Source organism: Ruegeria sp. N8 (genome assembly GCF_056531325.1).
Genome location: NZ_JBQFLQ010000004.1, coordinates 97,058 through 118,267, shown reverse-complemented (window position 1 = coordinate 118,267; position 21,210 = coordinate 97,058). Strand labels below are relative to the sequence as shown.

Here is a 21,210-nt window from a genome sequence, read left to right as displayed (position 1 = left end):
GCTAGTCTCACCTTTGGAGTTGGGGGCTTCAGAGGGGCGACATGTCTCAGGACCTTAGGGACTGGCTGAGCGCGCTTGGATTGTCTGACTATGCGCAAGCCTTTTTGGATAACAAAATTGATTTCGCCATTTTGCCCGATCTGACGGGCGAAGACTTGATCGAAATCGGAGTGACCGCAGTCGGTGATCGCCGACGGCTTCTGCGTGCGATTTCGGAACTGGACGTGGCCGAAATGGTCTCGGCCTACACGCCGCAGGCCCCGCTCGAGCCTGCCAAGCGGCAAGTCACCGTCATGTTCGCGGACCTGACCGGATTCACGCGCCTGTCCAGCGAGTTGGATGCAGAAGACATGCACGCGCTGCTGAACGAGTTCTTTCACAAGGTCGATCACGTGGTCGAGAAATACGGCGGGCGGATCGACAAACACATCGGCGATGCGGTCATGGCCGTATTTGGCGCGCCGATCTCGCACACCAATGACACCGAACGGGCGGCGCGGGCGGCGTTGGAAATTCACGCGGTCCTTCCCAGCCTGACGCGGCCTTTGACCTGCCATATCGGCATCGCCTCGGGGCAGGTGATCGCCAGCACGACCGGCAGCGAAGCGCATACCGAATACACGGTGACGGGCGATGGGGTGAACCTGGCCTCGCGCGTGACCGATATGGCGGGGGTTGGCGAGACGCTGGTGTCCCACGACATTCAGCGCGCGCTGGGGCCCTTGTTCGTGGGCGAGTCGATGGGCGAGAAGGCGATCAAGGGTCTGAATGACCCGGTCGAGCTGTGGCGGCTGGAGCGTCTGGCACAAAACATCCGGTCGCGCCGTCACCGCTTTGTCGGGCGCGAGCGCGAGATGTCCATCTTCGAGGCCACATTTGACCGGTGCAAGCGCCACGGCAAGGGCGAGGTGCATATCATTCTGGGCGAACCCGGTATCGGCAAAACACATTTGTCGGAACAGGTGGCCGAGCTGGCCAGTGGGCTGTCTTATTCCACGCATACAGGCGTCGTGATGGATTTCGGCGCGCGCGAGGGGCATTCCGCCATTCAATCCGTCGCGCGGAGCATTCTGGGATTAGAGCCTAGCGCCGATGCCGCCACCAGCGCCGACGCTGCCAAGCGGGCAGTTGCGAAAGGGTGGGTGTCGCCCTCCAATGCCGCGCATCTGAATGCCTTGCTTGAGCTGGAACAGGACCCCGGTCTGGCGGAAGTTTATGCCGTGATGGACAACGCCACGCGCCTGCGCGGGCGGCGTAGTGTGATCGATGAGTTGATCGCCGGGCGCAGCCGAGACAACCCGCTATTGATCCAGATCGAGGATATCCACTGGGCCGCGCCAGATATCCTGACCGCTTGCGCGCATATGGCGGCGGCGACGCGTGACTTGCCCTGTGTACTATTGATGACAAGCCGCGTTGAAGGCGACCCGATCGACCGGGAATGGCAGATGGGCACGGAGGGTGCCTTGATCTCCAAGCTGGAACTGGCGCCGATGGGAGATGATCAGGCGCGGCAATTGGTCGAGGAATTCACCGGAATAGACCCTGAATTGCTGGAGGCCTGCGTAGAACGGGCCGGTGGCAACCCGCTGTTTCTTGAGCAGCTTCTGCGCAATATCGACGTGCTGAAACGCGAATCCGTGCCCGGCAGCATACAGGGCATCGTTCAGTCGCGGTTGGATTCACTGGACCGCAAGAACCGGGCGGCAATTCAGGCGGCCTCGGTCCTGGGGCAGCGGTTCTCGCCCGAGGTGCTGAATTTCGTGCTGGGTGAGGGGCATCTGGATGTGTCCACCCTGATCCGCTCGGCCCTGATCCGCGAGGCGGGGCAGGATCTGATGTTTGCCCATGCTCTGATCCGCGACGGGTCTTACGCCACGCTGGTCAAATCCGAACGTGCGCGGCTGCATCGGCAGGCAGCAAAATGGTTCGAGGATCGCGACGCCACCCTACGCGCGCAACATCTGGACCGCGCCGGGGCAAATAACGCTGCGCAAGCCTATCTTGAGGCTGCGGACAAGCTGATCCAGGCCTTCCAGTTCGACGATGCCAGCCCGCTGATTGAACGGGCACTGGAACTGCCTGCACCGGCCGGAGTGCGGTTTGATCTGCTTTGCGCGCGGGGGGAGACACACCGCCTACAGGGCTTGTCTGATGAGGCCCTGCGCGAGTTCCACGAGGCCGCATCGCTGGCCGATACCGACGAACAGACCTGCCGCGCCCATATCGGGTTGGCGCAGGCCGCGCGTCAGGCCAGCCGGTATACCGAGGCTTTGGAAAGTCTGGCGACAGCTGAGGCCGCCGCCGAGCGCTGTGGCTCGGATCGGGACATCGCCCAGATCAACTATGTGCGCGGCAATGTCTATTTCCCGCTGGGGCAGGTCGACAAGGCGCTGGCCAGCAATGAAACGGCTCTAACACTGGCGCGCAAGCTGGATTCGGTGCGACTTGAGGTTGGTGCGCTCAGCGGTTTTGGCGATGCCAATTTCATGAGCGCCACGATGCAGACGGCGGTCGGGTTCTATACGCAGGCAGTAGAGCGGGCGCGTGAGAAGGGCCTTGTTCGGGATCTTGCGGCGAACCTGCACAACCTCAGCGTTGCGCGCAGCTATTCCGGCGATGTGGCGCAGGGCAAGATGGACGCGCAAGAAGCCATCGAGGTGTCGCAAAAGTATTTTGCCTTTGTGCCGGAATGCGTGGCTCAAACCTGTCTTGGCGTGGCGCATACCTTTCTGGGTGAGCTGGATCAGGCGTCCGAGGCCTTTTCGGTTTCCGCCGAGATTGCCAACCGGGTCGGGGCCAAACGGCTTGAGGCGCAGGCGCTAGAGCATCTGGCCCGCACACAGGTTTATGCCGGGCAACTGGATCAGGCCCGGAAGACGGGCCAGCATGCGGTCGAGATCGCGCTGGAACACGGTCGAAATTTTGTGGGCCCCAAGGCGCTTTCGGCGCTGGCCATGGCCGAGCCGGACCCCGAGGTGCAGGATCGTCATCTGAAACTGGGGGCCGAGATCATCGCCGAGGGCTGCGTCGGCCACAGCCACCTGCATTTCTACACCGATGCCAGCGCGGTGATGTTGAACCGGCAGGAATGGGACCGGGCCACGGCCTATGCCGATGCCCTGGCCGCCTTTACTGCGAAAGAGCCGCTGCCCATGGTGGACCTGTCCATTCAGCAAACCAAAACGCTGGCGGAATGCGGTGCGTGGGGCATTCCGCTATCCGCACATGAAGGGCTGGAGGCCCTGCGCGCCGGGTTCCGCGACATGGGCATCACGCAGACGCTGGTCGGGCGGCTGGACGATTAGGTAAGGGGTTGAATGAGTATCGAACGCAAAGTCTGGCGCATCTCAGGTGTATTGACGGTTCTGTTGTCCGTTTTGCTGATCGTACTTTGGAACGCGCTGAACCATTTCGAAGGCGATCCGACGCAATTGCCCGATCAGGCTTCGGTCGAGGATTATCTGAAAGACCTTGAGACCGTGCCCGAATATCGCGTTAAAACCGGGATATTCATCAAGTCCTTTGTCTTTACCGGTGCCAGCGACGTTCATGTGACCGGCTATGTTTGGCAGCACTACAAGGATGGCGTGCATGATGCGATCAAACCGGCCAAGGACGATGTCGGGTTCGTTTTGCCCGATGCCTCGGACGCGGCCAGCGGGACGATTGAAGAGGCGTATCGCATTGATCAGGGCGACGAAGAGCTGATCGGCTGGTATTTTGAACAGACCCTAAGACAGCGTTTCGACTACACCAGCTATCCGTTCGACCACAAAACCGTCTGGGTGCGGTTCTGGCCTGCCAGTTTCGACACTGCCGTGGCGCTAATCCCCGATTTCGACGCCTATCCCGCCACAGGGCCCAAGGATATTTTCGGCATCGACAAGCGCATCGTCATGGGCACGTGGGAGCGTGAGAATACCTATTTCGATTATCGCCTGTCCGATCTGGGCACCACGATGGGCCTGAAGGATATCGACTTTCAGACCAACCTGCCCGAGCTGCATTATAACTTTGTCATCAAGCGCAATTTCGGCAACGCGTTCATCGTGCATATGATACCGCTGATCGTTGTGACGATGCTGCTGTTTGGCGCGGTGATGACCGTGACCCGTCGCCCCGAATTGGTCGAGAGGCATGATTTCAGTACCTCCAGCGTGATCGGTACCTGCTCGGTTCTGTTCTTCGTGATCCTGCTGGCCCATGTGCAACTACGCGAAGGCTTTGCCGGTTCGCCGGTGATCTACATGGAGTCGTTCTTTTTCCTGATGTATTTCCTGCTGCTGGCCGTGTCGGTGAACACCTATCTGTTTGCGTCCGAGGCAGTGCCATCCCTGCGGTTCATTCACTACAAGGACAACCTGATCCCCAAGGCCGCGTTCTGGCCCTTTGTTCTGCTGTGCATGGTGGCGATCACGGCCTACAACCTCAGCCTCAAGGCGGACCCCGAGGATGAGGCCGTGATCGAGATGCTTAACTAGGGGGCGTAAAACCCGGCTTTGGCGTGCCGGTCGCCATATCCAGCGTGTATTCCGCCACCACCCCGGCAGACCCATCGGCCCATTGGTCCAGATATTTGGTCGGATGCGCGATCACATAGACATAGGCGGGTTTCTTCACCCCATCCAGCAGCACATTGATCCGCTTGCGGACATAGACATTCTCGGGCGAGCCGGGGCCGTGATAGCCTTCGAGCTTGTCCAGATCCTTCAACCCCGAGGATGACACGCGATAAACCTCGCCCTGGATCGGTTCGCCTCGGCCTTTCTGATCGACCAGCGTGGCCATCCGGTGCAGATAGCCGCAATTGGGATTGTCGCAATGGGGTTCGTGCGGAACGATCAGTGGCATCCGTTGCCGCGTCACCGCCTGCCCGACGAAATCATCCAGCACTTCGGCATGGGCGTCGTGGTTGGGGAAGCCTTTCTTCAGCGACCCGTAGGTGAAATACAGATAAGTCCGCTCGCGGTCGTCGATCAGATCGTCTTCGTCCACCTCTTCGGGGGCGATGACCGTGTGCGCATTGGCCCAATCGTCCAGCATCGCCGCAATCTCGGGCTTTACCTTCCGCACGTCCCTTGCGTTCTTGGGATCGCGCAGGAAATTGATGCAGGAACTGGCGTCGATCCCCGGCGCGCCCAGTAGAACCTTCACCATCTTGGCCGAGTTGTTCATTACCGCCACATGTAGGCTGGTAAAGCCGTGATCGTTGGTGGCGTTGACGTCGATCCCGCGATCTATCAGCTCTTGCGCTGCTTCAAGGTCGGGCTTGCCAAGGTCTTGCCCGTTCTCGTGCAACTCGCCCTCACCACCGGCCGCATAGTGCAGCAGCGTGTCGCCATTGCTGTCATCGACGATGTCTATCCCAGCCATGCCTCGGTCGATGGCATCAAAGACGCGCCCCCATTGGGCGAACTCGTCCGAGGCTGCGGCCTCCTGCGCCCATTTGCAGATATTGTGCTCCTGATCGGCTAGTTCTTCGAAGGCTTCGTCCAGGACCTCCATGATCTGATCCGGGGTGGCCATCATGCCGATCCCCATCATGCCGTTCGAAAGCCGTCCCCGGCGCGGTCCGACGATATCGACCCCCAGATCCCGCAGCTTTTCGACATTGTTCTGGGTTGTGACATTGTTCCACATATTCGTGTTGCAAGCAGGGCAGAGGATCACCGGCTTGTTCCGGTACTGCCACGCCACAAAGACCGAGGTCAGCAGATTGTCAGCAATACCATTAGCGATCTTGCCCATCGTGTTGCACGTCACCGGCGCCACGATCACGCAATCTGCCCAGTCGCACAGAGCCAGATGCGAGGCCCTAAGGGGCATTCCGAACTCGGTATAGCGGAAATTCCACTCATCATCGTCGCGGTAGTAATCATGATGCGAGATGTAATCCTCGATCGTTTTGGGGCGCATGGTTCTGGGGCCGTCTGTTTCGTCCTCGACCTCGATATCGCGAAAGAATTTCTCGGCCGAGACGGATGGGATCAGCTTGACGTTATGGCCAGCATCCTTGATCCGTTTGACCAGATCCGGCACCTTATCCGCCGCCGAGGACCCGCAGGCACACAGCAGTACATTGCGCTTTTCGCTGGGCGCATCGGTCAGCCCGCCTTTGGGATAGCCGAAGATATTCTTGTCGAGGCTGGGGGATTCATGGCGCAGCAACACCGGCAGCCCGGCATCTTTGACGCTTTGCTGAAAACTGCCATCCAGAACAACATCGACGATATCCTTGCGCCGCCCCAGACATTCGCCCTGAAAGAACAGGTAGGGCGCGGTTTCCTTGCCGGTCATCATCGTCAATTGCCGCCGCATCTTCATCACGTTGGCCCCGTGGCCTTCGATGTCGATTAGACGGGCGGTGGTGATGCCAATATTGGCCAGCATACTGCGCAGCATATAGGACCACGGGTCCTCATCCGCGTAGAACAGGACGATCGGATTCTCGCGTACGATCCGTTCCACATCAGTGGGGTCCTCGGGCGGCTCGTGTTCCTCGATCACCAGCATCGCAGGGTTTGACAGGTCGCGTAGGCCGCGGAACAGATGCCCGCGCGGCGCTTGCCAGACTTGCGAGGTCGCGGGGCTCATATCCACCACGGTCACCAGATCGGTTGCCTCATCATAGGCGATGCACAGGCACCAGAATTCTTCCAGCAGCGCGGTCTCGCGATACACATTCGCAGGCGGGCGAATCACTTCGAACCCCAGCACGCGGTTGAAGTCGATATTGATCATCAAATGCCGGTCTTTTTCGATGTTCAGACTATGCAATTGAGCGCGAAACCACTCTTCCGGCGTTGGGTTCCCCTTTCCGGGGTGTTCGGCAAAGCTGCGGAAAGTGCTGCCCAAATGCACATCGGGGGATTGTCCCAGATAGCGCTGCGCCAGCAAGTGCATTTCCTTGGCCGTGGACACCCGGTTGAGTTTGTCGGTTAGATTGGTCTGCGTGGCGATCAACAGCTTGTCTTCATCCACCTGTTCATCCCCGAGGATGTTGAGGCTTTCCGCCAGAACCCCCAGCGAGTTCATGTTCGGGCTGGCCCGCCGGAATAGGTTGCGGCGTTTCTTGGGGTCTTTCGCCAGATATTCGGTGCTGTCCACATAGTTGCAATCCTGTTGCAGCGTTTGCAGCGTTGTCTTCACAGCCTCGAGCGCCGAGAACCGCAAAATCCCCCGCGACCGCATCGAGGTTCCGTCGCGGTCGGACATGCCCGCCCATAGTCGGTCAATCGTCGTGACCCAAAGCTTGCCGTATTTCTCGGGGTGGACATCCATCATATGCACCAGACCGGTGCTGGGGTTGCATTTGGCGATGATCGCAAAATGCCCGCCCGGCATGTTCTGCTTGCCATGGGCCACGCCGACCTGAAAATTGGCCACCAGAATGTCGTTGTCGCCGCCCACCCGGTTGGATTCATCAATCGCCTGCAACAGCAACTCAACCGAGGTTGTGGCCTCATCCATGAAATAGGCCTGAACCTGTATCTTCTCACGCAGGTCCTGCGTGTTGATGAATGTGCAAGCGACGTCGTAGAGCTCGCCCAGCGAAATCCCGTCATTGACCACAAAGGATGTGGGCAAGGCGCATTCGCGGAAGATGTCGTTGACCTCGTAGCTGAACCCCAACGCCGACATGCTCAGCGCTGCCGCTGTCACGCTGCAACAGTTGATGGGTTGCTGAAAGTTGTGCAGATGCACGCTGACCAGATCCCCAAACAGGGTGTCGTAACAGTGTTTACGGATCGCAATAGGGATTTCCAGCCATTGGCTGCTGGACAAATAGGCCAGCCTGGTCCCCGCCGTGGCCAGCGCCTGAAGGCTGACGGGGATATCGAAAATCTCAAGATGTTCTTCATAGAAATAGTCACCGGCGTCAGCGGTGGCCAAAACCACCTCATCCTGCTGCAACTGGACCAGACCGGACAGAACAACATACATGCCTTCGGGTGGCAGGATGGTGTCGGCTTCAACCTCGAAGCACTCGAAATGCGGTTTGATGGGTTTGTCTTCCGATGCGGACAGGATCGCATAGATCACTGACCAGTCAGACTCGGATGGATTGAATGTACGGAAATTCTCAATCGGATCTTTAGGCACGCCTGTTCCCCCCTGAACGTTGGCTTCAATGCATTTCAGGACCGATGTCGGGATCAACCAGAACAGGCGCATTGGTCCGGTAATTGGGCGCAATGCGTTTCCCGACAGGGTCAGGGCCACGCGTGACGCGGAATTGGCGCGGACAAAATGGCCCAATAGCCTGCACCTTACCTTAGGTTAGGCGGAAAATCACGGAAGTATTTGGATAGTTGCATATCTACTCGGTATTCGTGTGGTCCGTCTAAAAGACGAAAAAACCGACATTATGACGGATCAATTGGCTATTTCGTCAAGATTGCCTCTGCGGATCGAACAACCGCGCCTTCATACTTTTCCAAAACACTTGAGGAGGCGCACTATGAGCTGGAATATCTGTGTCATCGGAGCAGGCAAGATCGGTCATATGATCGCCGCCCTGCTGAAATCGTCATCCAACTATTCGGTCACCGTGGCCGACCGCGACTTGTCGGCCCTTTCGGTGCTGAACCGGCAAGGTATCTCGACCCGGCAGATCGACGTCGGCGATGAAACGCAATTGGCGCAGGGCTTGGCGGGGTTTGATACCGTGATCTCGGCCGCGCCGTTTTTTTTGACCCCGCAGATCGCCAAGGCGGCCAAAGCGGCAGGGGCGCATTACTTTGACTTGACCGAGGATGTGGCGGCCACCAATGCCGTGCGCGAACTGGCCGACGGCAGCGAAACCGCCTTCATGCCGCAATGTGGTCTGGCACCCGGTTTTGTCGGCATCGCTGGGGCTGCACTGGCGGTCGAATTCGACACGCTGGACAGTTTGCATATGCGGGTGGGGGCGTTGCCTCTGTTCCCGACCAATGCGTTGAAATATAACCTCACATGGTCCACCGACGGGTTGATCAACGAGTATTGCAACCCTTGCGACGCCATCGTGAATGGTGAACGGATCAAGACCGCGCCGCTGGAAGATTACGAACTGCTGGGCCACGACGGGGTGGAATATGAGTGTTTCAACACCTCGGGCGGCTTGGGCACTTTGCCCGAAACGCTGGAGGGCAAGGCGCGCGCGGTGTCCTATCGCTCGATCCGGTATCCCGGCCATTGCGATATCCTGAAGCTGCTGCTCAAGGATCTGGGGCTGGAACGCCGGCGCGATCTGCTCAAGGATATTTTCGAGACCGCCCTTCCGCGCACGGATCAAGACGTAGTGCTGGTCTATTGCACAGCCAAAGGCATGATCGAAGGAAGCTTGCGCGAGAAATCCCTGATCAACAAAAGCTATGCCCGCAAGATCAACGGACAGGTCTGGAGCGCCATTCAAGTCACCACTGCCGCAGGCGTATTGGGCGTGGTCGATCTGATGCGCACCGGTGCGCTGCCTGCCAAGGGCTTTGTCCGGCAGGAACAAGTGGCCCTGCCCGATTTCCTGAACACCGAATTTGGCCAGCTTTATCGCGCTGGCGATGCAACCCAACAAAACAAGGCGGCCTGAGATATGAAAGACATCGTGATGAATGCGCAAACCACCCTTGCCAATCTGGACCTGACAGCGGCTGAGCTGACCGGCGGCTCGCTGGCCGTGCATTCGCCCATTGACGGCAGCCTGCTGGCCGAGGTGCATGAAACCCCGGCGGGCGACATGGAGACGGTGTTTGCCAATGCCAAAACTGCATTCAAAGCCTGGCGCACCGTGCCCGCCCCGCGCCGGGGAGAACTGATCCGCCTGCTGGGCGAGGAACTACGCGCCGCCAAGGACGATCTGGGCGCGCTGGTCAGTTGGGAGGCGGGCAAGATCACCTCGGAAGGTTTGGGCGAAGTGCAGGAGATGATCGACATCTGCGACTTTGCCGTGGGCCTGTCACGGCAACTATACGGTCTGACCATTGCGTCCGAGCGCCCCGGCCACCGGATGATGGAGACGTGGCACCCGGCGGGACCAGTCGGCGTGATTTCGGCCTTCAACTTCCCGGTTGCGGTTTGGTCGTGGAACGCGGCGATCGCGCTGGTTTGCGGCGATACGGTGATCTGGAAACCGTCCGAAAAGACACCTCTGACCGCGATGGCTTGCCAGAAGATTTTCGAACGGGCACTGGCCCGGTTCGGTGATGCGCCGGATCACCTGCTGCAAACCCTGGTCGGCGGTGCCGCGCTGGGCGAGGCGTTGGTGGCCAGCGAGGATGTGCCGGTGATCTCGGCGACCGGTTCCACCCGCATGGGTCGCGCAGTGGCTCCTGTGGTGGCATCCCGCTTTGGCAAGTGTATTCTGGAACTGGGCGGCAACAACGCGATGATCGTTGGCCCCTCGGCCGATCTGGAAATGGCGGTGCGCGCAATTGTCTTCTCAGCCGTGGGAACAGCCGGTCAACGCTGCACCACGCTGCGCCGCCTGATCGTGCATAACTCGATCCGTGAGGAACTGGTGGGTCGCTTGAAAAAGGCCTATGCCGGTCTGCCCATCGGCAACCCGCTGACCGAGGGCACGCTGATTGGCCCGCTGGTCGATGAGGCCTCGGGCGCAGCTATGACTGCCGCGCTGAAGGCAGCCGAGGCCGAGGGCGGCGCGGTCTTTGGCGGTCAGCGCGTCACCGAGGGCGTGCCGGATGGCGTCTATATGCAGCCCGCCATTGTTGAGATGCCCGACCAGACGGCCACCGTAAAGACCGAGACCTTTGCGCCGATCCTCTATGTGATGGGCTACGACGATTTTGATAACGCCATCGAGATCCAGAACGATGTGCCGCAAGGCCTGTCGTCTTGCGTGTTCACCCTGAACATGCGCGAAGCGGAACAGTTCCTGACCGCAGCCGGATCAGATTGCGGTATTGCCAACGTCAATATCGGTCCGTCTGGGGCCGAGATTGGCGGAGCCTTTGGTGGTGAAAAAGAAACCGGCGGCGGGCGTGAAAGCGGATCGGACGCGTGGAAGGCCTATATGCGGCGCCAGACCAATACGGTGAATTACTCGGCCGAACTGCCGCTGGCGCAGGGTGTGAAATTCGACATCTGATCGTTGTCCCGGCGGCCTTTTCGGAGTGTCGCCGGGATTAATCTGCAAACAGGTAGTCCAGACGCAGAATGCGTTCCGCAATGTCCGTCGTGGCGTTCAAAAACCCGGCAACAGCCGCCGCATTCTCGTCTTTTGTATTGGTTTCACGAATGCGGAAATAATCGTCCGAGGCAGCCGCGCGGATCATTTCGGATTCGTAGGCCAGCGAATGGCGCAGAGTGGGGATCAGGGGCGCGACCGTCTGTTCGGGGCTTTGCGCGCCTGCCAAACCGACCCGACGGGCGTGCCCGATCAAGTAATCGTCGGAATACTCGCACTCGACCTCAAGCACATGGGTACGCGCTTGATCGGCGCAGAAGTCCTGAACGATGTCCAGATTGGCTGGGTCAACGCACAGAACCAGCTTGTCGGTGTTGAAACTGTCGAACAGCATACCCACAATCGCCCGCCTGTGGCGTGAGCGTTTCAGCAAAGTGGTCTCGATCCCGCCCAGATCAGGTAACGCAGTGTCTTGTTCGTTGAACAGATATTCGACGCAGGCCATGTCAGTTTCCGAGACGATCTGATCAATCAACCGCTTGGCCACGTGCCACTTTTTGCACACCACCAGGTACAGGTCACGATCCGGGCCTAGCGTATTGGCGGCCTCCCAGAACCTTTGGCCGTGGCGACGTCCGACTCGGCCACGGCCGGTTAGGAAGCCGTAGAGATTGCGCCCCTCATCCGAGATCTGAAACTCCACCCCCTCAGCCGCGTAGAGCGCGCCAAGCCGGTCCTTCAGCTCATGCGCCTCGGGGCTGATTTTGCGGGCAAACAGGTAATCCTGCCCCAGCAACATGTCATAGTGGTCGTTGTAGAACGTGACCGGCATCCCGTAGTCCGAAAACATCAGGAAAGTGGGCGTTCTGTTCTCGATTTCGTCGCGGGGAACCAGGTGGCGGACGAGGGTCTGAAAGAAGGTCTCATCCGGAATCCATGTGGTCGAGAAGAACCGTTTCACGTCCGGCCGTTGGCGCAGGAATTCCAGGATCATCTCAATCGTGCGGCGGCGCAGGCACCACCATTGACTGCCGATCATCACTTGGATGTCTGCCGGAACATCGCGGGTCAGGCCAAAGCGTTTCTGCAATTCGTATGAGGTGTAGAACGACCAGCTTTGCGTGCGTTCGTTGAAGAAATGACGATAGATCAGCCGGTCTTCCTTCATCCCGGTCTTGATCCAGTTGCTGTCAAAGAAATCGTGGCTTTCGACAAAGTCGTGGTCGCGTTCGTCCAGAAAGTTGTGCGTGTACTCGGCCGTCTTGATCGCCATGCAATCGCCCGAGACCATGTAGAAATGCGTGGCGCGTGGAAAGGCTGTAACGGCGGCTTCGATCGCATTGAGGGTGGCCTGAACCAACGACCATTCCCCCCAGCCGCATTTGATGCGCTTTTTGGCAAAGGTGACGTTCGGGTTGCCCTTTAACGCGTCTTGAATGCGCTGAAAGGCGTCCTTTCTGGCGCGTGCGTCGAAATGGATCGCCATGCAATCGCCTGCGGCCGTCAGTTGTTCAGCCTGCGCGATGATCGCATCAGGGTCTTTGTGGCACAGCAAAATATAGGCAATCTTTGCCATTTGTTTCACAATTTCCGTTTCTGCCCGTTTGCAACCGTGATACTGAGGATGAGCGATTGAATAAACAGAATATTTTTGGTTCTCTGATTTGAAAATGCGGACAAGATTTCAAGGTTCTGATCCGCGCAGGAGGCATAGCAGATGGGTTTTCCCGGTACATGGATGACCGAGAGTGAAAGCATGGTGTACCGGGTGGTGCCGAAATGTGCCTGCTCGACCATTGGCCAGATCATGTACTACTCGGATCATGGCCGCTTCTTCGACGGTGATATCCATGACGCCAAGGATGGGATGCACAAATGGGCCTTTGACGGCAGTCAGGGGCCGATCTCGGACAATGTCAGGTCTCATGCGTCTTACGCGTTCACATGCGTGCGCAATCCTTACACGCGGATTCTCAGTTCGTTTTTTGACAAGATCTGCGGGATTCAGCGCAACGGCAAGCGCTATCGCGGCAATCTGGTGCCGACGCTGATCTATAATTATGGGATTGAGGTTGGCGGCGATGACGGCAAGGGTGAGTTCGACCAGATCGCCAGCTTCCGTCGGTTTTTGCTGTTCGCGCGTGATACGATCCGCTGGCGTAGGCCGATGGACCCCGATATTCACTGGTCGGCCATGTCAGGCCATGTCTCGACCTTTATCGTCAACGGCGGGCGATATGACCGGATTTTCTGGACCGAAGCGTTCAACGACGGGATGCAGGATGTTCTGAACCATCTGGACACGCCGCACGATGTGAACCTGTCCCAGATCCCGCGCTTCAACGAATCCGAGGGCCACGGCCCCAAGCGCGCCCATCCGGTCGAGGATTACTTCGATGATCTGTCGATGCATCTGGTCTACGAAATCTACAAACAGGATTTCGAGCTGTTCAAATACGATTTCGAGAACCCGGTCAACAAGATGCCAATCGGCGAGATTGATCTGGACGAGGTCCACGCCAAACTTGGCGATTGAAGAGCAATACGATGCATCTGTTTAGAACATGATTTGCAGGTGAGTGCCTGCATTGAGCCCAGAGCAGAAGCTGCGAAAGATGTGTTTTTCGACCAGTTGATTGGCTCTGGCGACAAACAAACTGATTGACCCAAGTCAAAGAGACACTTTGCGCGGCTCAATAACTTAATCAGAAAAATGTCTGGGTAAGTCTTTCCCTAAAGTCTTAGATTTCAACACTATCTAGGAGCAGATGTATGCGTTTTCTGAGAAGTGGTGCCATCGCGGTCTTTGTCCTGGCATTCGTATGCGCGACGGCCTCTTATACACAAGCAGACACAGTGGTTAGTCACATCAAAACTATGCGGGATTATGACCTGGTGGAAATCGATGGAAAGCCGCCAATACGCCCCCTCAGGTTCTACATTGGCGAGAACTCCGCATTCGCAATTTGTGGTCATTGTCTTTGTGCTACAGGCGTTATGAAAGGTCGCTATCCCAAGTTAAGGATCAAACCAACTTCTGCTTCGCCAGCATGCGCCTGGGGTTCTCCTGGAATTGATGCGGATTCACCCATGGTGCAAAAGTTTCTCAGTATGAAACAGGTTAGTTCGGAAGAAAGCAGCTTGGTATTCGTTGACGGTAAAGGTGGCGAAATGCGCTTTGAACTGGGAGGAGCGAACCTGAGCCCGCCATAACATGCTGAATGGCCGATTTGCCCGCACAACAGAACAAAAACGGCCTACCGGATAAGTAGGCCATTTATGTTGAGCGGCGTCTAACTCAGACCTGACGCACAGCCCCTTTGGCCGCGCTTGTGGTCAGCTTGGCATAGGCTTTCAGCGCCGTGGACACTTTGCGTTTGCGCGGTGCAGCGGGCTCCCAGCCCTTTTCGTCCTGCTCGGCGCGGCGGGTGGCCAGTTCTTCGTCCGAGACCGCCAGATGGATCGAGCGTTTGGGGATGTCGATCTCGATCTTGTCACCCTGACGCACCAGACCGATGACACCGCCTTCGGCCGCCTCAGGCGAGACGTGGCCGATCGACAGGCCCGAGGTGCCGCCCGAGAACCGCCCATCGGTCAGCAAGGCGCAGGCTTTGCCCAGACCTTTGGATTTCAGGTATGAGGTCGGGTAGAGCATTTCCTGCATCCCCGGCCCACCGCGCGGGCCCTCATAGCGGATGACGACCACGTCGCCCTCTTTCACCTTGCCGGTCAGGATGTCGTTCACCGCCTGATCTTGGCTTTCGCAGACATAGGCCGAGCCGGTGAAGGTCAGGCTGGCCGGGTCCACACCGGCGGTTTTCACAATACAGCCGTCGCGCGCGATATTGCCGAACAGAACGGCCAGACCGCCATCTTGGCTAAACGCGTGTTCCTTGGACCGGATCACGCCGCCCTCGCGGTCGGTGTCCAGCTCTTTGTACCGGTTCGACTGGCTGAAGGCCTGCGTGGTGCGCACGCCGCCCGGCGCGGCTTTGAACAGGTCTTGCGCCTTGGGGTTGTTGGCGACCTTGATGTCCCAGTTGGCAATCGCCTCGCCCATGGTGCCGGAATGTACGGTGCTGCACCCCTCGTGCAGGAGACCGGCGCGGCTGAGTTCGCCGAGGATTGAGAAAATGCCACCGGCGCGGTGGACGTCCTCCATATGCACGTTCTCAGTATTGGGCGCGACCTTGCACAGACACGGCACTTTCCGGCTGAGCCGATCCATGTCGGACATGTCGAAATCCACGCCGCCCTCATGCGCGATGGCCAGCAGGTGCAGCACGGTGTTGGTCGAGCCACCCATGGCGATGTCCAGCGACATGGCGTTCTCGAACGCGTCAAACGTGGCGATTTCGCGGGGCAGGAAGCCCTTTTCGTCCAGATCATAGTGGCGCTTGGTGATCTCGACGATGCGGCGGCCTGCTTCAAGGAACAGCTCTTTGCGATCCGAATGGGTGGCTAGCGTCGAGCCATTGCCCGGCAGGGCCAGACCCAGCGCTTCGGCCAGACAGTTCATCGAGTTTGCAGTGAACATGCCGGAACACGACCCGCAGGTGGGGCAGGCATTTTCTTCGATGTGCTGAACCTGTTCGTCGGTGAACCGGTCATCCGCGGCAGCAACCATGGCGTCTACAAGGTCGATTTTCTTGGCGTCCAGATCGGCGATGTCGATCTTGCCGGCCTCCATCGGCCCGCCCGAAACAAAGATTGCAGGGATGTTCAGGCGCATGGCGGCCATCAGCATACCCGGCGTGATCTTGTCACAGTTCGAGATACAGACCATCGCATCGGCGCAGTGTGCGTTGACCATATATTCCACCGAATCCGCGATCACCTCGCGCGAGGGCAGCGAATACAGCATCCCGTCATGGCCCATTGCGATGCCGTCATCCACGGCGATCGTGTTGAATTCCTTGGCGACGCCACCGGCTTTTTCGACCTCGCGCGCGACCATCTGGCCAAGGTCTTTCAGGTGAACGTGACCGGGCACAAATTGCGTGAACGAGTTGACGATGGCGATGATCGGTTTGCCGAAATCGTCATCCCCCATACCTGTTGCGCGCCACAGGCCGCGGGCTCCGGCCATGTTACGGCCATGGGTAGAGGTTCTGGATCGGTAGAGTGGCATGACGCTGTTTCCCTATTGCCTCGGGTTGCATGTCTTGGGGTTCGTACGTTATAGCGCACGTATCACATGTGCGCTATAACGCACAAGAGGATTCGAAAGACGAACGACATGGCACCGGATGAAATAACGCTGAAACTGCGGGACGTGCGCGCGGCCTCGGGGCTGAGCCTGTCGAAGGTGGCCGAGATGACAGGCGTCAGCAAAGCCATGCTGGGCCAGATCGAGCGTGGTGAGTCCAGCCCGACCATCGCGACCCTATGGAAGATCGCCAAAGGGTTTCAGCTGCCGCTCAGCGCGTTGATCGGATCGTCCGTTCTGCGTGACCCGGCGGATGCCAGCCTGTTCCGAACCGTGACTTTCCCCGGCAGCATCGAGGTCAAGATTGTCTTTCCTTATGACCCCGCCCTGGGAGCCGAGACCTTTCACGTTGATCTTGCCCCAAACCAAAGCCACGAATCCGCCGCCCATGCCGCAGGGGTGACCGAAGAGGTATTCGTTCTGAATGGATCGCTTGAAATTCTGCGCGATGGCGAATGGGTGCCTTTGCAGGCCGGACAGGGGCTGCGTTTTGCCGCCGACTTGCCGCATGGCTATCGCGCCGGGCCCGAGGGGGCCGCGTTTTTGAATATGCATCACTACGCGCGGGTCGCATCCGTCTGAAGGTCTTAGAAAAGGGGCTCTAGTGGCAGATTTCATCACCTCACTCACGCTGGCGGATGCCATCGGGTCTTTCGGGGCGCTTGTCGTTGTGGCCGCGTATTTTGCCACTCAGATGCGGATGATGAATTCAGACGATCTGGCCTTCCCGATCCTGAACCTCGCCGGGTCCATCCTGATCGTGTATTCCCTGCTCGAGAATTTCAACCTCGCCTCTATGCTGATCGAGACATTCTGGATCTTGATCAGCCTGATCGGTATTGTGCAGTTTTTCCGCCTGCGCCGCACAAGGTAGCTGTTCTGCCGCCCATCCAGCCTTGAACCCGCATTCGCGCGCGTATAGGGAAAACGCAAGCGCGCACAGCGGAGGCCCAGATGCAGGACGATCCGAAAACCCTCGTTTCCACCGAATGGCTTGCAGCCCATATGAAAGACCCCGATCTGCGGGTTTTGGACGGGTCGTGGTACCTGCCGCAACAGCAGCGCGACGCCAAGGCTGAATATGATGCGGCCCATATCCCCGGTGCGCGGTTCTTTGATATCGACGAGATTTCGGATGCGCGGTCCGACCTGCCGCACATGGCTCCTCCGGTCGAGAAATTCATGTCGCGGATGCGGGCGATGGGTGTCGGCGACGGGCATCAGGTCGTGGTCTATGACGGCGCAGGCCTGATGTCGGCGGCACGGGTCTGGTGGCTGTTCCGCCTGATGGGGCAAGAGAACGTGGCCGTTCTGGACGGCGGCTTTCCCAAATGGCAGGCCGAGGGTCGCGAGATCGAGGATTTGCCTCCTGTGATCCGGGACCGTCACATGACAGTGCGCGTGCAGAACCATCTGGTGCGGGATGTGACGCAGGTCTCGGCCGCAGCCAAGCTGAACGATCACGAAATCATCGACGCCCGCGCGGCCGCCCGCTTTGCAGGCACCGCGCCCGAGCCGCGCGAAGGGCTGCGTTCGGGCCATATTCCGGGGTCGCGCAACGTGCCTTTTGGCGAATTGCTGAACAAAAATGGCACGATGAAATCGCCCGAGGAGTGCCGCGCCGTGTTCGAGGGCGCTGGCGTTGATCTGTCGAAACCCGCCATCACCTCATGCGGGTCGGGCGTGACCGCCGCGATCCTCAGCCTTGCGTTGGAACGCATGGGCAAGAAAGACCATTCGCTTTATGACGGCTCCTGGGCTGAATGGGGTGCCTTCCCGACCCTGCCCGTCGCAACCGGAGAGAACTGATGTTCGAGAACCTCAAACCGCAGCCTGCCGACAAGATCTTGGCGCTGATGCAGATGTACCGCGACGACCCGCGCGATCAAAAGATCGACTTGGGTGTGGGCGTCTACAAGAATGCCGAAGGCGTGACCCCGGTGATGCGCGCCGTCAAGGCCGCCGAAAAGCGCATTCTGGAAGAGCAGGAGAGCAAAGCCTATACCGGTCTGGCTGGTGATCCGGCCTATGCGGATGCGATGATCGGCCTGATCCTTGGCGATGCCGTGCCGCGCGGCAATATCGCTGCCGTGGCGACCCCCGGGGGCACCGGTGCCTGTCGTCAGGCGTTTGAGATGATCCGCATGGCCAACCCTGAGGCCCGCGTGTTCGTGTCGAACCCAACATGGCCCAACCACCTGTCGATCCTGAACTATCTGGGCATCGAAACCGTCCCGTACCGCTACTTCGACGGCGAGACGCGCGGCGTCGATTTCGACGGCATGATCGCCGATCTGAAAACGGCCAAGGCGGGCGACGTGGTGCTGCTGCATGGCTGCTGCCACAACCCCACCGGTGCAAACCTGAACATGGTGCACTGGCAAGAGGTCGTGGACTTGATCAATGCGCAAGGCCTCGTGGCGATGATCGACATCGCATATCAAGGCTTTGGCGATGGTCTGGAAGAGGACGCGCAGGCGACTCGTCTAGTGGCCTCGTCGGTCAAGCGTTGCCTGATCGCGGCCTCCTGTTCCAAGAACTTCGGCGTCTACCGCGAACGGACTGGCCTGCTGATGGCGATCAGCGATGACGCGGCGCAGACATCGCTGAACCAATCGACGCTGGCCTTCCTGAACCGTCAGAACTATTCCTTCCCGCCTGACCATGGCGCGCGCGTTGTGACCACGATCCTGAATGACGACGCCCTGCGCGCCGACTGGGCGGCAGAACTGGAAGAGGTGCGCCTGTCGATGCTGGGTCTGCGCCAGCAACTGGCGGACGAGCTGCAACGCCTGACCGGTTCTGACCGCTTTGGTTTTGTTGCTCAGCACCGAGGCATGTTTTCGCGCCTGGGTGCCGCGCCGGAACTGGTCGAGCAACTGCGGGTCGATCACGGCATCTATATGGTGGGCGACAGCCGGTTGAACATCGCCGGTCTGAACGCAACGACGGTGCCGATTTTGGCTAAGGCGATTGTTGACGTCGGCGTCTGAGGCCCTTTCAAAATCAAGCAAAGCCGCGCTTTCCTGCGCGGCTTTCTTTTTTGGAAAACAAAAAAACCGGGCGCGAACGCCCGGTTTTGATTTGAATACTCTCGAGTCTTAGCCCTTCGAGAACTCGGGGTAGGCTTCCATACCCAGCTCTGCCATGTCGAGGCCGTTGATCTCATCCTCTTCGCTGACGCGGATGCCAACGGTGGCTTTCAGGATACCCCAGAGAACCAGTGCACCGACAAAGGTGAACACACCGTAGGCCGCGATACCCAGCAGCTGTGTGCCCAGCGAGGCCTCACCGTAGAAGATCACGGCGATGGTGCCCCAGATGCCTGCGAACAGGTGAACCGGGATGGCACCGACAACGTCGTCGATCTTGAACTTGTCCAGCATCGGAACCGCGAATACTACGATGATGCCGCCAACCGCACCGATCCACAGCGCGCCGAACAGGGTCGGGGCCAGGGGTTCAGCGGTGATCGAGACCAGACCGGCCAGCGCGCCGTTCAGCACCATGGTCAGGTCAGGTTTCTTGTACAGAACTTGCGTCAGGATCAGGGCTGCTACAGCACCCGAGGCTGCGGCCATGTTGGTGTTGGCAAAGATGCGCGACACGTCCGATACGTCACCCACGGTGCCCATCGCCAGTTGCGAGCCGCCGTTGAAGCCGAACCAACCCAGCCACAGGATGAACGTCCCCAAAGTGGCCAGCGCCAGGTTCGAACCGGGCATCGGGTGCACTTTGCCGTCCTTGTACTTGCCGATACGCGGGCCAAGGATGATTGCACCGGCCAGTGCCGCCCAGCCACCGACCGAGTGTACTACGGTCGAGCCTGCGAAATCCGAGAAGCCAGCCTCAGACAACCAGCCGCCGCCCCACTGCCACGAGCCCGAGATCGGGTACAGGATACCAGTCAGAACAACGACGAAGATCAGGAAGGGCCACAGCTTGATCCGCTCGGCGACGGCACCTGACACGATCGAGGCGGTTGCCGCAACGAATACAAGCTGGAAGAAGAAATCCGAGCCGATCGAGGCATAGTCAAGCGCCGCTGCATCGGAACCAATACCCACTGGATCAAGCACGGTCGGACCACCAATGGCAAAGAAACCATTGAAGTCGCCGGGATACATCGTGTTGAAGCCGACCAACCAATACATGATCGCCGCTATGGAAAAGAGCGCGATGTTTTTGATCATCTGCATCGCCACGTTCTTGGAACGCACAAGGCCGCCTTCCAACATGGCAAACCCGGCCGCCATGAAGAAGACCAGGAAACCGGCCATCAGGAACAGCAGAGTGGTGAAGATATAGCCCACGTCCTCCATCGAAGAAGGCGGGTCATTCGCGAATGCAGCCGCCGGAAAGGCGACCAGCACAGCGGCTGTGGCGAGAATTCGGTTTAGTTTCATTTGATATCTGTCCTTTTACGGATGGGCGCGGATTACAGCGCTTCCTCGTTGGTTTCCCCGGTCCGCACGCGCAGGGCCTGCTCGACGTCGAGGACGAAAATCTTGCCGTCGCCGATCTTGCCGGTCTTGGCGGTTTTGGTGATGGTTTCGACGATCTGATCGGCCATCGTGGCGGGCACCACGATCTCCAGCTTGATCTTGGGTACGAAGTTCACGGCATATTCTGCGCCGCGATAAATTTCTGTGTGACCCGATTGCGAGCCGAAGCCCTTGATTTCGGTCACCATCATGCCGCGCACGCCTGCTTCGGTCAGTGCCTCGCGCACCTCCTCGAGCTTGAACGGCTTGATTGTCGCAATGATCAGTTTCACGTTGATCCCCTCTGCTTCCCCGGTCTGTCCGGCTTGTTTGCACTCGCAGCAAAAAAGCGTGCTCGGGTGCTATAGGAAACGTCCCGGGTCTGCGAAGAG

Annotated in this window: 15 protein-coding genes; 10 read left to right on the top strand and 5 right to left on the bottom strand. The window is 58.9% G+C overall.

All coding sequences use genetic code 11. From position 1 onward, the window contains the following. The first annotated feature begins 41 nt into the window (after positions 1 to 41). Together ACR0C5_RS10395 and ACR0C5_RS10390 are read left to right on the top strand one after the other, a co-directional pair. Complete coding sequence (locus ACR0C5_RS10395; protein WP_480876336.1) at positions 42 to 3,308, top strand: adenylate/guanylate cyclase domain-containing protein; 3,267 nt, start codon at positions 42 to 44, stop codon at positions 3,306 to 3,308. Between the two features lie 12 nt (positions 3,309 to 3,320). After that, positions 3,321 to 4,484 (top strand): hypothetical protein, encoded by a 1,164-nt coding sequence (locus ACR0C5_RS10390; RefSeq protein ID WP_480876335.1) that lies wholly within the window; start codon positions 3,321 to 3,323, stop codon positions 4,482 to 4,484. On the opposite strand, the gene ACR0C5_RS10385 is transcribed toward ACR0C5_RS10390, so the two are convergent. After that, on the bottom strand, positions 4,477 to 8,262 hold the full coding sequence (locus ACR0C5_RS10385; protein ID WP_170790134.1) for a flavoprotein: 3,786 nt from the start codon (positions 8,260 to 8,262) through the stop codon (positions 4,477 to 4,479). The two genes, ACR0C5_RS10390 and ACR0C5_RS10385, sit on opposite strands and share 8 nt — an antisense overlap. A 202-nt stretch (positions 8,263 to 8,464) precedes the next feature. Between ACR0C5_RS10385 and ACR0C5_RS10380 the strand changes: the two genes are divergently transcribed. Both ACR0C5_RS10380 and amaB read left to right on the top strand, forming a co-directional pair. After that, on the top strand, positions 8,465 to 9,571 hold the full coding sequence (locus ACR0C5_RS10380) for a saccharopine dehydrogenase family protein (RefSeq protein ID WP_480876333.1): 1,107 nt from the start codon (positions 8,465 to 8,467) through the stop codon (positions 9,569 to 9,571). A gap of 18 nt (positions 9,572 to 9,589) precedes the next feature. Further along, entirely contained in the window at positions 9,590 to 11,086 is a 1,497-nt protein-coding gene (gene amaB, locus ACR0C5_RS10375; protein WP_480876600.1) for an L-piperidine-6-carboxylate dehydrogenase, read from the top strand. Between the two features lie 37 nt (positions 11,087 to 11,123). Here the strand turns inward: amaB and ACR0C5_RS10370 are convergent, their stop codons facing one another. Continuing rightward, entirely contained in the window at positions 11,124 to 12,701 is a 1,578-nt protein-coding gene (locus tag ACR0C5_RS10370; RefSeq protein WP_480876332.1) for a DUF5928 domain-containing protein, read from the bottom strand. Between the two features lie 141 nt (positions 12,702 to 12,842). Between ACR0C5_RS10370 and ACR0C5_RS10365 the strand changes: the two genes are divergently transcribed. Next, positions 12,843 to 13,661, top strand: coding sequence for a sulfotransferase family protein (locus tag ACR0C5_RS10365; protein ID WP_480876330.1), 819 nt, complete (start codon positions 12,843 to 12,845; stop codon positions 13,659 to 13,661). A gap of 236 nt (positions 13,662 to 13,897) precedes the next feature. Continuing rightward, positions 13,898 to 14,338 carry a hypothetical protein gene (locus tag ACR0C5_RS10360; RefSeq protein WP_480504223.1) on the top strand — a complete coding sequence of 147 codons (441 nt, stop codon included), beginning with the start codon at positions 13,898 to 13,900 and terminating at the stop codon, positions 14,336 to 14,338. Between the two features lie 85 nt (positions 14,339 to 14,423). Here the strand turns inward: ACR0C5_RS10360 and ilvD are convergent, their stop codons facing one another. After that, positions 14,424 to 16,256, bottom strand: coding sequence for a dihydroxy-acid dehydratase (gene ilvD, locus ACR0C5_RS10355; RefSeq protein ID WP_170353840.1), 1,833 nt, complete (start codon positions 16,254 to 16,256; stop codon positions 14,424 to 14,426). 108 nt (positions 16,257 to 16,364) lie between these two features. Here ilvD and ACR0C5_RS10350 point away from each other — a divergent pair, with 108 nt between their 5' ends. The 4 genes from ACR0C5_RS10350 to ACR0C5_RS10335 all read left to right on the top strand — a co-directional run bounded on the left by ACR0C5_RS10350 (position 16,365) and on the right by ACR0C5_RS10335 (position 19,327). After that, positions 16,365 to 16,916, top strand: a complete 552-nt coding sequence (locus ACR0C5_RS10350) for a helix-turn-helix domain-containing protein (protein WP_480876328.1) — start codon at positions 16,365 to 16,367, stop codon at positions 16,914 to 16,916. Between the two features lie 22 nt (positions 16,917 to 16,938). Continuing rightward, on the top strand, positions 16,939 to 17,208 hold the full coding sequence (locus ACR0C5_RS10345; RefSeq protein ID WP_170786337.1) for a CBU_0592 family membrane protein: 270 nt from the start codon (positions 16,939 to 16,941) through the stop codon (positions 17,206 to 17,208). Positions 17,209 to 17,288: 80 nt separating this feature from the next. Further along, positions 17,289 to 18,143, top strand: coding sequence for a 3-mercaptopyruvate sulfurtransferase (gene sseA, locus ACR0C5_RS10340; protein ID WP_170790129.1), 855 nt, complete (start codon positions 17,289 to 17,291; stop codon positions 18,141 to 18,143). Beyond that, positions 18,143 to 19,327 (top strand): amino acid aminotransferase, encoded by a 1,185-nt coding sequence (locus ACR0C5_RS10335; protein WP_480876326.1) that lies wholly within the window; start codon positions 18,143 to 18,145, stop codon positions 19,325 to 19,327. Before sseA ends, ACR0C5_RS10335 begins: the two co-directional genes overlap by 1 nt. Positions 19,328 to 19,435: 108 nt before the next feature. On the opposite strand, the gene ACR0C5_RS10330 is transcribed toward ACR0C5_RS10335, so the two are convergent. Then, complete coding sequence (locus tag ACR0C5_RS10330) at positions 19,436 to 20,740, bottom strand: ammonium transporter (RefSeq protein WP_170771102.1); 1,305 nt, start codon at positions 20,738 to 20,740, stop codon at positions 19,436 to 19,438. Between the two features lie 32 nt (positions 20,741 to 20,772). Beyond that, positions 20,773 to 21,111: a P-II family nitrogen regulator gene (locus ACR0C5_RS10325; protein ID WP_058273036.1), complete on the bottom strand. Its 339-nt coding sequence runs from the start codon at positions 21,109 to 21,111 to the stop codon at positions 20,773 to 20,775. Positions 21,112 to 21,210: the final 99 nt, after the last annotated feature.